We start from the raw sequence: 13,044 nt of genomic DNA, 5'->3' as shown, positions 1-13,044 counted from the left end.
GTTCAGGGCTGCGTGGCATAAATGGTCGGATCGGGCAGGCCCGCTTCCTGATAACCCTTCGACCGCAGGCGGCAGCTGTCGCACAGACCGCAATGCTTGCCGTCGGGCGTGGGGTCGTAACAGGACCAGCTGATCCCCGCGTCCAGGCCCAGCCGGTCGGCTTCGCGGGCGATGTCGGCCTTGCTCATATATTGCAGCGGCGTCTGGATGCGGATCGGATGGCCTTCCACCCCCGCCTTGGTCGCCAGCGTCGCCATCTTCTGGAAGGCGTCGATAAATTCCGGCCGGCAATCGGGATAGCCCGAATAGTCGAGCGCGTTGACGCCGATGAAGATGTCGCTCGCCCCCGCCACTTCGGCCAGGCCCAGGGTCAGCGACAGGAAAATGGTGTTGCGCGCGGGGACATAGGTGACGGGAATCTCGTCCCCGACCCCGCTCTTGGGCACGGCGATATCGGCGGTCAGCGCCGATCCGCCGAACGCGGTCAGGTCCAGCGGCAGGACGATGTGGCGGATCGCATTGAGCGCTTCGGCTACCCGGGCCGCGGCGCGCAGTTCGACCCGATGCCGCTGATTATAGTCGATCGACAGGGCCAGGATGCGATAGCCGGCCTCCCGCGCGAGTCCGCCCGCTACCATCGAATCGAGACCGCCCGACAGCAGCACGACGGCGAATTTTCCATTATTGGCAACCATGATCCCGCGCTACCGCCCGGAACGCCGCAGTGCAAGCGCAGCACGATGCGGCGCCACGATCAGGAACAGTCGCCGACGCGCCGCCCTTCCGCGGCGAAGGCGAAGGGCGCGCCCTGCGCCACCCCCTGCGACCGGATCTGGACCAGTTTGTTGGTTTCCACGCGCAGGTCGGTACGCCCATTGCCCGCCGCCGCGCAATCATAGGTAACCGTGATCGCATGCGCGTCGTCGCTGATGGTGAAACTGCGACAGAGCGCCTTGCCATGCCGTACCTGCAGCAACTGGCGCAGGTCGCTGACGCATAGCTTGCGCGTCTCCGCGCCTTCACCACGGCCGCGCAACTCCCATTCGCCGGTTTCCAGCGTGCGCAGCGCCATGGGCGTCAACGGGGGCGGCGGAACGTTCGCCGCCGCCGCCGTGCTGATCCACGCCACGGTCATCGCCGCCATCATCATCGCAACCGCGCCGAGCGCGTGCAGTCCCGCCCTCTTCATGATCCCGCATATCCCGTAAACAGCCAAAAGGCTCTGGCCGCCCATGGCTGCCCACATCGTCCATGCCGTCCAATTGCGGCATTTTCATAGCGCAAGCGACCGGGGCTGCCCCAATTACAAATATCGTTAGCGAAATCTTTGCCGGTTCAATGCGCGACGAAACTGTCGAGCGCGAGCGGAAACAGGCGCGAGCAGAAGGCGCAATCCACGCCGATAATGCCCTTTTCGTCCGCCATTTCGAGCCGTTCGCTGGCCGGAAACCGGCCGATCACGTCGCGGATATGGTTGATATCGCAGCGGCAGCCCTTGGCGAGCGGCGTCGGATCGGTCGCCCGCACTTCCTCTTCCTCATGGAACAAGCGCCACACGATATCGGTCAGCGGCAGGGCGTCGTCGGTCAGTTCGTCCGGCTTCAGCGTCTGGGCCAGCGTCTGGACATGCTCCCATTCCGGATGGTCGTGGCGGACATGCAGCCGCTCGCGCCCTACCTCGCCCTCCGGCAGATGCTGGAGCAGCATACCGGCCGCGACGCAGCCTGCGCCCTTGTCATGCCGGGTCGCGATCTGGATCACGCTGGGGATTTGTTCGGACTGGAAGAAATAATGTTCGGCAGCCTGCGCCAGCGACTGGCCCTCCAGCGGGACGATGCCCTGATAGCGCTCGCCGCTCACCGCCTGGTCGAAGGTGATCGCCAGATAGCCCTTGCCGAACAGGCCGAACAGGGTCGGATCGGCACCCTGCTCGGCCAGCCGGTCGGCATCGAACTTGGCATAGCCGCGCAGGTCGCCATCCTTGTAATCGGCCACCAGCAGGCTGACGACGCCATTTTCGGTCTGCGCCTGCAAGGTCAGCTGGCCGTTTGCTTGCTTCAAGGTGCTGCCCAGCAGCGCCGCCAGGACAAGGGCGGAGGCGAGCAGCCGTTCGATCGCGGGCGGATAGGCATGGGCGGCCAGCACCTGATCGAGCACCGGCCCCAGTCGCACGAGCCGGCCGCGCGCGTGGCGCGAGGTGATGGTGAAGCCAAGGGCCTGATCGAGATGGGCGGCAGACGTCAATGTACAGCTCCGGTCGTCCGGCGTTTCAACGACCGGACAAGATGGCGGCATCCGATGATGCGGGCGAACTGGCTAGATAGGAAGCCCGCCCATAAACTCAACCGAGGCGCCCCAATGCCCAGAGCAGCACCGATTTCTGGGCATGGATGCGGTTTTCCGCCTCGTCCCAGATCAGGGATTGCGGGCCGTCGATAACCTGCGCAACCACTTCCTCGCCGCGATGGGCAGGCAGGCAGTGGAGGAATTTGGCCTGTGGCTTGGCCTGCGCCATCAGATCGGGCGTTACCTGATAGGGCATCATCGCCGCCAGCTTTTCTTGCGCATGGGACTGGCCCATGGAAATCCAGGTATCGGTGACGACGACGTCCGCGCCGCGGACGGCCTCGGCCGCGTCGCGGGTCAGGGTGATGGTCGAGCCGGAGGCCTGCGCCGCCTGCGCAAAGGCCGGATCGGGATCGTAGCCGTCGGGGATGCCCATGCGGACGTCGAACTTGAGCAGGCCGGCCGCCTCTACGATCGAATGGAGGACGTTGTTGCCGTCGCCCAGCCAGGCCCATTGGCTGCCCGGCAGCGCCAGCCCATGTTCGACCACGGTCAGCAGGTCGGCGACGATCTGGCACGGATGCGACAGGTCGGTCAGCCCATTGATGACAGGGACGGTGGCATAGTGCGCCATTTCCTCGATCTTGGCATGATCGTCGGTGCGGATCATGATCGCGTCGCACATACGCGACAGAACCCGCGCGGTGTCCGCAATCGTCTCGCCACGGCCGATCTGGCTGGTCGCGCCTTCGAGGATCAGGGACGAGCCGCCCAGCTGCCGAATCGCCATATCGAAGCTGACGCGGGTGCGGGTGCTGTTCTTTTCGAAGATCATCGCCAGCGTGTGGCCGGCCAGCGGCGCGTCGGCATCCGCCGCGCCCTTGGGCTTGCCCGCCCGCGCGGCCTTCCGGTCGATGGCGTCCGCGATCATCGCGGCGATGGCGTCGCCGCCCGCATCGGAGAGATTCAGGAAATGCTTGGTCATTGGAAGTTTTCCCCGCTTCCAACCACCGTTCGTCCTGAGTAGCCATTGAGCGAAGTCGAAATGGCGTATCGAAGGATCAATGCTTCGATACGGGTCTTCGACTTCGCTCAGCCCCTACTCAGCACGAACGGGGCAGTATCAATCAGGCCGCCTTGGCGTCGGCGAAGGTCCGCGCGCCGGCGGAGATCTTCTCGATACATTCGGCGATATGGCTTTCCTCGATGACGAGGGGCGGCAGGATGCGCAGCACATTCTGCCCCGCCGACACCGCCAACAGGCCATGATGGTCGCGCAGATGGCCGACGAAGGCGCGCGCATCATAGGCGTCCTTCATCTTAACCCCCAGCATCAGCCCCATGCCGCGCACATCCTCGAACATGGCGTCATGATTGGGGATGAGCTGCTCCAGCGCCGCACGCAGGCGCGCGCCCATCGCCTTCACATGGTCCAGGAATCCGTCGGCCAGCACCTCTTCCAACACGGTCTGGCCCACCGCCATGGCAAGCGGGTTGCCGCCATAGGTGGAGCCGTGGGTGCCGAAGACCATGCCCTTGGCCGCTTCCTCGGTCGCGAGGCAGGCACCGAGCGGGAAGCCCGCGCCGATGCCCTTGGCGACCGCCATGATGTCCGGGGTGATGCCATATTGCTCATGCGCGAAGAAGGTGCCGGTGCGCGCATAGCCGCACTGGACCTCATCCAGGATCAGCAGCAGGCCATGTTCGTCGCATGCCTTGCGCAGGCCGGTCAGGAACGCGACCGTCGCGGGCGTCACGCCGCCTTCGCCCTGCACCGGCTCCAGCAGGAATCCGGCCGTATTGTCGTCGATCGCCGCCAGCGCCGCATCGAGATCGTTGAACGGCACGACCTGGAAGCCGGGCAGCAGCGGTTCGAAACCGTCGCGCATCTTGGGTTGGCTGGTGGCCGAAATCGTCCCCAGCGTCCGCCCGTGAAAGGCGTTGTCGAAGCTGATGATCTTGTGCCGGTGCGCTTCACCATTGGCATAATGGTAACGGCGCGCGGTCTTGATCGCGCACTCGACCGCTTCCGCGCCCGAATTGGTGAAGAAGACGGTGTCGGCGAAGCTGTTGTCCACCAGCTTCTGCGCGAACGCCTCCCCCAGCGGCGACCCGTAGAGGTTAGACGTATGCATCAGCGTCGCGGCCTGATCGGCGATCGTCTTGACCAGCTTGGGATGGCCATGGCCGAGCAGGTTGACCGCGATGCCGCTGGCGAAGTCGAGATAACGCTCGCCGCGATCCCCGATCAGATAGCAGCCCTCGCCTCGCACCGGACGGACATCGCACCGGGGGTAAACGGGCATGAGCGGCGTAATCGACATGAGCCTTCCCTTTCTGGGTTGATGCTGCGCGTCCAATGCGCAGGGAATATAACGCAAAAAGGCGGCCCCCGCCGGGCCGCCCTTGTGCGAGTGCCGCCTATACAGGTGGCTTATTGAGGGCGCAACCCCGCCCGGATGGGCAGGCGCGCGGCTTTCAACGACCGATCTGGTTCCAGGCTTCAGCGATTTCGGCGATGATGGCGTGGGCCTGATCGACAGGCTCGGCAGACCGTTCCTTGGCGCCGACCAGCAGCAGCCGGCGCGCTTCGCGGTAGATTTGCGCCAGGCCGACCGAAATGTCACCGCCCTTGTCGAAGTCCAGGCTCGATTCGAGCGCGAACAGGATCGACATCGCCCGCGCCTGCTTGTCCGACACCTTGATCCGGTCGCCATTGCGCTCGGCCAGCGCCGCCGCTTCGAGCGCCTGCAGCAACTCGTCGAACAGGATTTTCACCAATGCATGTGGCGTAGCGCCTTCGGTGCGGCTGCCCGAATGGACAGCGGCGTAACGGCGTGCCGCGCTGGCGCCTGCATAACCCTGATTGTAGAACATTGTCTGCTGCGTCCCCGATTAATTGCTGTTGCTATTGTTCCAGACCTCGATCTGCTGTTCGAGGTAGCTTTGCGTCGCCTTGAGCGCGGACAGCCGCGTCTCCATCGCTGCGTAGATGGTGGTCAGATGCTCCTGATAATTGGTCATCTTCTCATCCAGATCTTCGAGCTGCTTGGTAAATTCCTCGGCCTCCGCGTCGTAGCGCTTCTGCGCGGTCTTGAGCGGGCCGTCGTCCTTCTCGATATTGTCGCGGACGGTGTCCATCAGAGCGGACAGGCCGGGGCTGGCGGTGGTCGACACCTTGGGATTCACCATGTTGGTGACGCCTTCCGGGTCGGTTTCCATCGCCGTGGCCAGCCGGGCGGTGTCGAGCGTCAGCGTGCCGTCGCGATTGGTCGACACGCCGATGTCCGACAGCGTCTTGTAGGTGCCGGTCGCCGACAACTGGGTCGACGTGATCGACGCCAACTGGCGCTTCATGTCGCGCACGCCGGCCACGCCGTTCAGCACGCCAGCACTGGACGAATCCGCACCGGTCGCCGTTGCGGTGTTCAGTGCCTTCATCAACGTATTGTAGGCGTCGACAAATTCCTTGAGCAGATCGGACAGACCGGCCGTGGGCTGGCTCATCGACAGGGTCACGGTGGTGCCGGGCGACGCCTTGTTCAGGTCGATCCGCAGATAGGGGATCGCATCGTCGATCGTGTTGCTGGCATATTCATAGGCCACGCCGTCGAGCGTGATCTTGGCGTTCTGCGGGGTGGAGGAGCTGGTGAAGCTCATGCCGCCCAGGATGCTGCTGCTGTCGTCGGCGCTGGTGCTGATCGTGAAATCATTGTCGGCACCGGTCGCGCCCTTGAAGACCAGGCGCGTGCCCTGCGTATCGGTGACGACCCGCGCCGTGACGCCGGTGTCGCCGGCATTGATGGCGGCGGCGAGGCCGGCAAATGTGTTGTTGCTCGAATCGAGCGTGATCGTGGTTGCTTCACCGGCCGCGTTGGTGATGGTGAAGCTGCCGGTGCCGATCACGGTGCTGCCGGTCGCGCCGCTGGTTGCGGCGGAGGAATAGACGCGGGCCGAAGCGAGCTGATCGACCGTCAACTGGGCGGGCAGGCCGCTGGGGCTGCCGCCGCTCAACAGGGTGACCGATGCGATGCTGGCGTCGTTGGAGGCGGCCGTGCCGGTATAGGCGGCGCCCGACAGCACTTCGGTCAGGGCGTCGGCAAAGGTGTCGAGCGAGCTGATGGCGGAAGCCAGCGCCGAAATGCGTGAGCTGTTGAGCGTCTGGCGGCTGGTGATCGCCGTCTGCTTGGGCTCGCGGGTCGCGCTCACCAGACTGGAGACCAACGCCGAGGTGTCGATACCCGACCCTGCGTTGAGCGCCGTCAAAATGCTGCTGCCTACCGAAGTCATGCGCCGTCCTTTCAAGGGGATAGAACGGCGCTAGCGGCAAGACCTTTAGGAATGATTTTCGCTGCGCCGGAACGATGGGACTCAGCCCGCGGACGTGGTGACCTGCTCTACCGTCCCGCGCGACAGATGCGCCTGCGCGGCGTGGGAATAGGATGCGCGCTCCACGATGCGCCGGGCCAGCACGGCGGCATGTTCCACCGCTTCCTTGCTGGCGGGCGGCAGCGGCACAAGCACCATCGGGCGCGGGATCATCGCCTGGATCGCGCCAGCCGCATCATCGACGCTGCCGCCGCCCGACTGAAGGTCGGCAAGAATTTCAGAGATCCTTGCATGAACTTCCACATATTCTGCGACGCTGGCAAGATCGTCATCGACGACGACGGCCTTTGTCTGGGGCGCGGCCTGCACTTTTTCCCGAACGGGCGCCTCGGCAGAACGACTGGCCGCCACAGGCGGCACGGCCTGGACGGGTGATGGCGCGCGCGAAACGGCCCTGTCGACGGGCGTCAGTTCGCTTCTGGAAACATAGTCGTTCATGACGCACCAATCCTAATGCGTCCCCAAAGAAGAGATTACGGACGAGCGCGGTTAAACTTTAATGCATCATGCATATTTTTTTCGCGCATCAGATAAAGGGCGACCGCGATGGGAATGAGGCCGGGGCCGGGCAGCCCTGCCATGCCGGCAGCCAGTTGCAGCAAAGGCAGGAAAAAAGCCAGGTTCGGCACGATCCGGCCGCCCTGCCCGACGGCGAGCGCCAGCACCGCCATCGCAGCGAAGGACAGGGTGTCGTAGGTGAGCATATAGGGCGTGGCCGACACGGCGCAGGCGAGGAACAGCAGGTTGGCCGACAGGTCGGTGGCGGCAGGCCGGTGGCGGAAGCGCAGCCAGACAAGCGTGGCGGCCAGCAGGCTGAGCGCCATTTGCAGCCCGCTCGCCAGCGAGACAGGGACTCCGACGACGCGCAGGTTCATGAAGAGGGTCGGCATGAACGGGCCGGCGAGATGGTCGGGATCGCTGAGGACCAGCGACTGGTTGGCAATGCCGGTTGCGACATAAATGCGCCAGATATCGACACCCCACAGCAGCGCGACGATCGCCGCCAGCACCAGGCTGGACAGGGCGGCCGCGGCGAAGGCGCGCCAGTTGCGGGTGGCGAGGAACAGGATCGGGACGAGCAAGGCCAGCTGCGGCTTGACCAGCAACAGGCCGACCAGCGCCCCGGCCAGCCAGGGTCGGCTGTCGCGCCAGCGCAGCACGGTCAGGAGGATCGCGGCGGCGAACAGCGCGAACTGGCCGGACATGACGCCCAGCAACGCGGCGGGCGCGGCCAGCGGCAGGGCGACGACCCGCCATGCGCGCGTCCACAGGCGGAGTGCGACAAGGAAGGCGACGGTTCCACACAATGTCCACAGCGCCAGCGCGGGCAGATAGGGCAGCAGGCCAAATGGCGCGGCGACCAACATGGCGACCGGCGGATAGGACCAGAGCTGACCGGGATATCCGCCGCCCACAATCGGCCCCAGCGCGGCGAGATAGGCGTCCATGTCGTAATAGCGCTGCGGGTTCGCCTCCCACGCGGCGCGGCCGTACATCCAGATATTGAGGAAATCGCGCCCGACCACCAGCGAAGTGCCGTCACGCGGGATGCCGTGCCCCGGCGTCAGGGTTGATATATAGGCGGGGACGAAGACCAGCAGCAACAGGGCCGCACCGACCCATAAGAGGTGCAGCCGGTTTGCCATGGCGCTTATTGCTTGCGTCCATCCGCGTTGAACCGCAGATCTTCGGGCACGGTGATGAAGGGCCGGTCCATTTCGGTCGCCATCTTGTTTTCCACGCGGAAGACGAAGGCCAGGACGGTCGCCACCGCCATATATAACCCTTCATTCACAATCTGTCCGGCGCGCGAGGTGAAGTAGATGGCACGCGCCAAGTCGGGATATTGCAGGACGGTCACGCCATTCTGGTCCGCCAATTCACGGATCGCCGCGGCGATCGCGTCGCAGCCGCGCGCGACCACGATCGGGGCGGCGTCGACGCCCGGCTTGTAGCGCAGGGCGACGGCGAAATGGGTCGGGTTGGTGATGATGACGCTGGCCTCCGCCACCGCCTGGCGGGTGGAGCCGTTCAGCACCTCGAACTGGCGGCGCCGCAATTGCCCTTTCATTTCAGGCGAGCCTTCGCTTTCCTTATGCTCGTCCTTGATCTCCTGCTTGCTCATGCCCAGCCGCTTGGCGCGCTGCATGATCTGGGCGGGGACATCGATGCCCGCGATCAGGAACAGCCCGCCCGCCATCACCAGACAGGTCAGGATGAACAGATTGCCCAGGTCCGCCATGGCGGGCGCGACGCCCATCTTGCCCAGCGCCGTGATCTCCGTCAGCCGATCCCAGATGAACCAGATGCCGATGCTGCCCAGCAGGCCGATCTTGGCGATGGATTTCACCAGTTCGATCAGGCCCTGCGTGCCGAAAATCTTCTTGATGCCCGCCGCCGGGTTCATCTTCGACGCCTTGGGCGCGAAGGCGCCGGGACGAAAGCCGAGCGAGCCGAGCAAGGCGGGCGCGGCGATCGCGGCGATGAAGGTGGCGAGCATGACGCCCGCCGCCGGCAGGGCGATCGCGCCGAGCAGTTCGGCCCCCCGCGCGGCCGGCGAGAAGTCGATAATATCCTCGCGACGGAAGCGCAGCGCGTCGGTCAGCATGTCCGACAGGGCGTCGATCAGCGACGGGCCAGTGATCGCCAGCCAGGCGATGCCGGCCATCACCACCAGCGCCGTGCCCAACTCGCGCGACTGGAGGATGTCGCCCTTCTTGGCGGCGTCATCCAGTTTCTTCTGGGTCGGTTTCTCGGTCTTTTCGCCGCCGCCTGGACTGTCCGCCATGGCTTATCGTCCTTCCGCGATCGACTGGGCTTCTTCCAGCCCGGCCTTGAGCGAGGCGGTCATGCCTTCGGCCATGATCGGCGTGGCGATGGCGAGCAGGATCAGGCCCGCCATCATCGCCACCGGCATACCGACCGCGAACAGGTTGAGCGAGGGTGCGGCGCGGGCCAGCATCCCCATCACCACCTGCACCAGCACCAGCGCGAAAGCGACTGGCAGCGCCACGGTGACGCCTGCGCCCAGCAGCGCGCCGCCGAAGGAGATGAGGCGCCAGACGGTGTCGTTCGACAATATGCCAGCGCCGGGCGGGATCGCCTGATAGCTTTGCACCACGAAGCTGGCGAGCAGCAGATGACCGTCCATGCCGAGCAGCAGGAAGGTGGCGAGGATCGAGAGGAAAGTGCCCAGCACCTGGGTCGACTGGCCCGACGAGGGATCGACCATCGCCGCGAAGTTGAGGCCCATGGCGTTGCCGATCGTCTCCCCCGCGACGAAGGCGGCGGCATAGCCGATCTGGACCGCAAACCCCAAGGCAAGGCCCGCCATGACTTCGCCCGCGACCATCATCACGCCTTCGAAGCTGGCGACGCCGTCCTGCGGCAGGGTGATGGTGACGCTGTTGAGCGCGGCGAGGCCCAGCGCCAGGCTGAGGATCAGGCGCAGTTGCAGCGGGACGGCGGGCGCGCCGAAGACCGGCGCGGCGATGAAGGCCGCGCCCGGCCGGATCATGGCGATCAGCCAGACCCAGAGCTGGTTTTCGACCCCGGCGAAGCCCGGCGCGATCATTGCCCGTTCCTCACTGGAGCAGGTCCGGGATGCGTTCGAAGATTTCGCGGGTGAAGTCGGCGATCAGCACCATGATCGACCCGCCGAACAGCGCCAGCATACCGCCGACGACGATGATCTTGGGAATGAAGCTCAATGTCTGTTCGTTGATCGAGGTCGCGGCCTGCACCATGCCGATGATGAGCCCCGCGATCAGCGCCGGAATCAGCACGGGCGCAGCCGCCAGCGCCGTGATCCACAGCGCCTGTTGGGCCAACCCCATGAAGAAATCGGCATTGTCCATGGCCTACCGCACCAATGGATGGGGGAGAGGATGGCTGGTCATGTCGCGAATGATCCCGCAAGCGACCCCATGGTCAGCGCCCAGCCATCGACCAGCACGAACAATAAGAGCTTGAACGGCATCGATATGATCGTGGGGGACAGCATCATCATGCCCAGCGCCATCAGCGTGGACGCGACGACCAGGTCGATGATGAGGAAGGGCAGGAAGATCATGAAGCCGATCTGGAATGCGGTCTTCAATTCGCTGGTGACGAAGGCGGGCAGCAGGATCGTGAAGGGAATGTCGTCGGGCGTGCGGAAGGCGGGCGCCTTGGCGAGATTCTGGAACAGCTTGAGGTCGCTTTCGCGGGTCTGCTTCGACATGAAGCCGTGCAGCACCTTGCCCGAGCGGCCGACCGCTTCCTCGATGCTGATCTGCCCCTTGCCATAGGGATCGAAGGCCTGGGCGTTGATGGTGTCGATCGCGGGGCGCATCACGAACAGCGAGAGGAAGAGGGTCAGACCGACCAGCACCTGGTTGGGCGGGGTTTGTTGCAGGCCCAGCGCCTGGCGCAGCAGCGACAGGACGATGATGATGCGGGTGAAGCTGGTCATCATGAGCACGAGCGACGGCAGCACCGTCAGCAGGCTCATCAGGACGAGGATCTGAAGGCTGAGCGAAAGCGAGCGGCCGTCGCCCGAAATCTGACCCATGGCGCGGCTCAATGCGCCGCTATTATCGACGGGCGGGGTGACGGGCGCCGCCTGGGCAAAGGCCGGGACGGTGAAGAGCAGGACCGCAAGAAGGATCATGGCCGCAAGGGCGGGCAACCACCGCCTCAACGGTTTGGCCTCAGCGCAGGCGGACATGATCGCCTTCCGCGATCTTCTCGATCCGGCTGCGGGTGACGGACAGCAGGATTTTCTTACCCTCGAACTCGACCACGGCCAGCTTGCCGAAGGCGCCCATCGGCAGCGCTTCGAGCAGCTTCAGGGACCGGTCGCCCTGCCCCGCCATCATGCCGGGCTGATATTTGCGCCACAGCCACAGCGCGCCAAAGGCCATGCCGCCCACCAGCGGCAGCAGGATCAGCAGTTTGACGAAATACCAGAACATGAAATGGCCTGCCCGCAGCTATGGTTAACCCGCCTGCGATCCGCAGTTTCGCGGCGGAAGGCAAGCTGAAAATCAATGGCGTAAAATCAGAAGCGCCCCGTCAGCCGCGCCGTTCGATGCCGGCGAGGCGATTTTCGGTCGCGGCGATATCGACGATGCGGATGCCATAACGGCCGTTGACCGTCACCACTTCCCCCTTGGCGATCAGCGCGCCATTGACCATGATGTCGAGCAGATCGTCGGCCTGGCGGTCCAGTTCGACGATGCTGCCTTCGGCCAGATCCATGACTTCGGCCAGGCGCAGCGAGGTGGAGCCGACCTCCACCGACATGCGGACGGGGATATCGGCCAGCAGCTTGAACTGACGGTTGTTGGTCATCCGGCTCACCGGATCTTCGCCACGCTCCATGCGGGGCGCTTCGCTCATGTCGCTCATTGGTCTGGTCCCTGTGCAAGCTTTTCAATCTGGAAGGCGGCGCGGCCGTCCTGTTCGCCGATCGTGCCATGCGCGACGATGCGGTTTCCGACGATCAACGGCAGCGATCGGCCGATGGTGACGGGAATGACGTCGCCGACCTTGAGCTGCATCAGCTCGGCCAGCGAAAGGTTGGGGCGCGCCAATACGGTGCGCGCGGGCATGCGGATGTCGCGCATCCGCCGGGCGATCCGCGCCTGCCAGACGGGGTCGAGATGCTCCTCGTCGGCGGGGATGTTGCTGCCCATCAGCGCCTCGACGCCCCGCAGGGCTGACAAGGGAAAGACCAGGTCGATCGGCCATTCCTGTTCGCGGGTGATGGAGACGGTGAAGCGTTGCAGCACCATCTGGTCGCCAGGTTGCGCCGCCGCGGCATAGCCCACCGCGCTTTCGCGCAGGACCAGGCCCTGCTCCAGCGGCAGGATGTCGGCCCAGGTTTCGACCAGGCGGGTGGCGATGGAATCGGACAGGCGCGCGATCAGCCGGTCTTCGGTCGGTGTGAACTCGCCGCGCGTAGGCAGCGGGCGATTGCCGATGCCGCCATAGAAGCAATCGACCATGGTGGAGATCATGGCTGCGTCCATGCGCAACAGCATCTGGCCCTTGAGCGGCAGCAGACGATAGATGGACAGGCTGCAAAAGGCCGGAACTTCCGCCGTCCAGGCCGCGAAGTCCAGCACACGCGTGTCCTGCGCTACGACATGCGGGCGCACGCCGGCGATCGGTTCGATCAAGGCGCGCATACGCCGGCCGAGCTTTTCGCCCAGCCGGTCCAGCCCCGACAGCATGATCGGCGCCTGCGAATCCCCGCGCCCGAAGGCGTAGGTCTGTACGTCGTCCATCTTGGTCCCCTGCCCCATAGCGGATCAGGGGACGTCCCGATCCTGTGGTGCAGGGCCATTAATAACGAAAATGGTAAAATTGGAGTTAATAGGGCGA

Annotated in this window: 16 protein-coding genes; all 16 read right to left on the bottom strand. The window is 64.9% G+C overall.

The genetic code is table 11. The features are described from left to right. Positions 1-2: 2 nt before the first annotated feature. Positions 3-695, bottom strand: a complete 693-nt coding sequence (gene queC / locus K9B33_RS10405) for a 7-cyano-7-deazaguanine synthase QueC (RefSeq protein ID WP_224548578.1) — start codon at positions 693-695, stop codon at positions 3-5. A gap of 59 nt (positions 696-754) precedes the next feature. After that, positions 755-1,189: a DUF3617 domain-containing protein gene (locus K9B33_RS10400; RefSeq protein ID WP_224548577.1), complete on the bottom strand. Its 435-nt coding sequence runs from the start codon at positions 1,187-1,189 to the stop codon at positions 755-757. Positions 1,190-1,335: 146 nt separating this feature from the next. Further along, entirely contained in the window at positions 1,336-2,244 is a 909-nt protein-coding gene (locus tag K9B33_RS10395; protein WP_224548576.1) for an Hsp33 family molecular chaperone HslO, read from the bottom strand. A gap of 97 nt (positions 2,245-2,341) precedes the next feature. Next, a complete protein-coding gene (gene argF, locus K9B33_RS10390) occupies positions 2,342-3,271 on the bottom strand; it encodes an ornithine carbamoyltransferase (RefSeq protein WP_224548575.1) in 930 nt (309 codons plus the stop codon). Positions 3,272-3,413: 142 nt separating this feature from the next. Continuing rightward, complete coding sequence (locus tag K9B33_RS10385; RefSeq protein WP_224548574.1) at positions 3,414-4,610, bottom strand: aspartate aminotransferase family protein; 1,197 nt, start codon at positions 4,608-4,610, stop codon at positions 3,414-3,416. Between the two features lie 154 nt (positions 4,611-4,764). Continuing rightward, positions 4,765-5,163, bottom strand: coding sequence for a flagellar export chaperone FliS (gene fliS / locus K9B33_RS10380; protein WP_224548573.1), 399 nt, complete (start codon positions 5,161-5,163; stop codon positions 4,765-4,767). 18 nt (positions 5,164-5,181) lie between these two features. Continuing rightward, positions 5,182-6,576: a flagellar filament capping protein FliD gene (gene fliD / locus K9B33_RS10375; RefSeq protein WP_224548572.1), complete on the bottom strand. Its 1,395-nt coding sequence runs from the start codon at positions 6,574-6,576 to the stop codon at positions 5,182-5,184. Between the two features lie 81 nt (positions 6,577-6,657). Continuing rightward, entirely contained in the window at positions 6,658-7,113 is a 456-nt protein-coding gene (locus K9B33_RS10370; protein ID WP_224548570.1) for a hypothetical protein, read from the bottom strand. 35 nt (positions 7,114-7,148) lie between these two features. Next, positions 7,149-8,321, bottom strand: coding sequence for a glycosyltransferase family 87 protein (locus K9B33_RS10365; protein WP_224548568.1), 1,173 nt, complete (start codon positions 8,319-8,321; stop codon positions 7,149-7,151). A 5-nt stretch (positions 8,322-8,326) separates the two neighbouring features. Continuing rightward, positions 8,327-9,463 (bottom strand): flagellar type III secretion system protein FlhB, encoded by a 1,137-nt coding sequence (gene flhB / locus K9B33_RS10360; protein ID WP_224548566.1) that lies wholly within the window; start codon positions 9,461-9,463, stop codon positions 8,327-8,329. A 3-nt stretch (positions 9,464-9,466) separates the two neighbouring features. Then, positions 9,467-10,249, bottom strand: a complete 783-nt coding sequence (fliR, locus tag K9B33_RS10355; RefSeq protein WP_066600050.1) for a flagellar biosynthetic protein FliR — start codon at positions 10,247-10,249, stop codon at positions 9,467-9,469. Between the two features lie 10 nt (positions 10,250-10,259). Further along, complete coding sequence (fliQ, locus tag K9B33_RS10350) at positions 10,260-10,532, bottom strand: flagellar biosynthesis protein FliQ (RefSeq protein WP_224548564.1); 273 nt, start codon at positions 10,530-10,532, stop codon at positions 10,260-10,262. Positions 10,533-10,570: 38 nt separating this feature from the next. Next, a complete protein-coding gene (gene fliP, locus K9B33_RS10345) occupies positions 10,571-11,326 on the bottom strand; it encodes a flagellar type III secretion system pore protein FliP (RefSeq protein WP_224548562.1) in 756 nt (251 codons plus the stop codon). 40 nt (positions 11,327-11,366) lie between these two features. Further along, complete coding sequence (locus K9B33_RS10340) at positions 11,367-11,630, bottom strand: FliO/MopB family protein (protein ID WP_066600044.1); 264 nt, start codon at positions 11,628-11,630, stop codon at positions 11,367-11,369. A gap of 100 nt (positions 11,631-11,730) precedes the next feature. Further along, positions 11,731-12,066 carry a flagellar motor switch protein FliN gene (gene fliN / locus K9B33_RS10335; RefSeq protein ID WP_224548561.1) on the bottom strand — a complete coding sequence of 112 codons (336 nt, stop codon included), beginning with the start codon at positions 12,064-12,066 and terminating at the stop codon, positions 11,731-11,733. After that, complete coding sequence (locus tag K9B33_RS10330; RefSeq protein WP_224548560.1) at positions 12,063-12,947, bottom strand: flagellar motor switch protein FliM; 885 nt, start codon at positions 12,945-12,947, stop codon at positions 12,063-12,065. Before K9B33_RS10330 ends, fliN begins: the two co-directional genes overlap by 4 nt. Between the last annotated feature and the right edge of the window lie 97 nt (positions 12,948-13,044).

It is taken from the genome of Sphingobium sp. 3R8 (assembly GCF_020166615.1).
Classification (GTDB): domain Bacteria; phylum Pseudomonadota; class Alphaproteobacteria; order Sphingomonadales; family Sphingomonadaceae; genus Sphingobium; species Sphingobium bisphenolicum.
The sequence above is the reverse complement of the archived record's forward strand: the minus strand, read 5'-3'. Positions and strand labels throughout refer to the sequence as shown.

Bases quoted from the DNA above. Each gene is read 5' to 3' on its own strand.
- K9B33_RS10365 (WP_224548568.1), bottom strand. From the start codon at position 8,321: ATGGCAAACCGGCTGCACCTCTTATGGGTCGGTGCGGCCCTGTTGCTG.
- fliN (WP_224548561.1), bottom strand. From the start codon at position 12,066: ATGAGCGACATGAGCGAAGCGCCCCGCATGGAGCGTGGCGAAGATCCG.
- fliD (WP_224548572.1), bottom strand. From the start codon at position 6,576: ATGACTTCGGTAGGCAGCAGCATTTTGACGGCGCTCAACGCAGGGTCG.
- fliP (WP_224548562.1), bottom strand. From the start codon at position 11,326: ATGATCCTTCTTGCGGTCCTGCTCTTCACCGTCCCGGCCTTTGCCCAG.
- K9B33_RS10370 (WP_224548570.1), bottom strand. From the start codon at position 7,113: ATGAACGACTATGTTTCCAGAAGCGAACTGACGCCCGTCGACAGGGCC.
- K9B33_RS10330 (WP_224548560.1), bottom strand. From the start codon at position 12,947: ATGGACGACGTACAGACCTACGCCTTCGGGCGCGGGGATTCGCAGGCG.
- fliQ (WP_224548564.1), bottom strand. From the start codon at position 10,532: ATGGACAATGCCGATTTCTTCATGGGGTTGGCCCAACAGGCGCTGTGG.
- fliR (WP_066600050.1), bottom strand. From the start codon at position 10,249: ATGATCGCGCCGGGCTTCGCCGGGGTCGAAAACCAGCTCTGGGTCTGG.
- fliS (WP_224548573.1), bottom strand. From the start codon at position 5,163: ATGTTCTACAATCAGGGTTATGCAGGCGCCAGCGCGGCACGCCGTTAC.
- argF (WP_224548575.1), bottom strand. From the start codon at position 3,271: ATGACCAAGCATTTCCTGAATCTCTCCGATGCGGGCGGCGACGCCATC.
- flhB (WP_224548566.1), bottom strand. From the start codon at position 9,463: ATGGCGGACAGTCCAGGCGGCGGCGAAAAGACCGAGAAACCGACCCAG.
- K9B33_RS10340 (WP_066600044.1), bottom strand. From the start codon at position 11,630: ATGTTCTGGTATTTCGTCAAACTGCTGATCCTGCTGCCGCTGGTGGGC.
- K9B33_RS10385 (WP_224548574.1), bottom strand. From the start codon at position 4,610: ATGTCGATTACGCCGCTCATGCCCGTTTACCCCCGGTGCGATGTCCGT.
- queC (WP_224548578.1), bottom strand. From the start codon at position 695: ATGGTTGCCAATAATGGAAAATTCGCCGTCGTGCTGCTGTCGGGCGGT.
- K9B33_RS10400 (WP_224548577.1), bottom strand. From the start codon at position 1,189: ATGAAGAGGGCGGGACTGCACGCGCTCGGCGCGGTTGCGATGATGATG.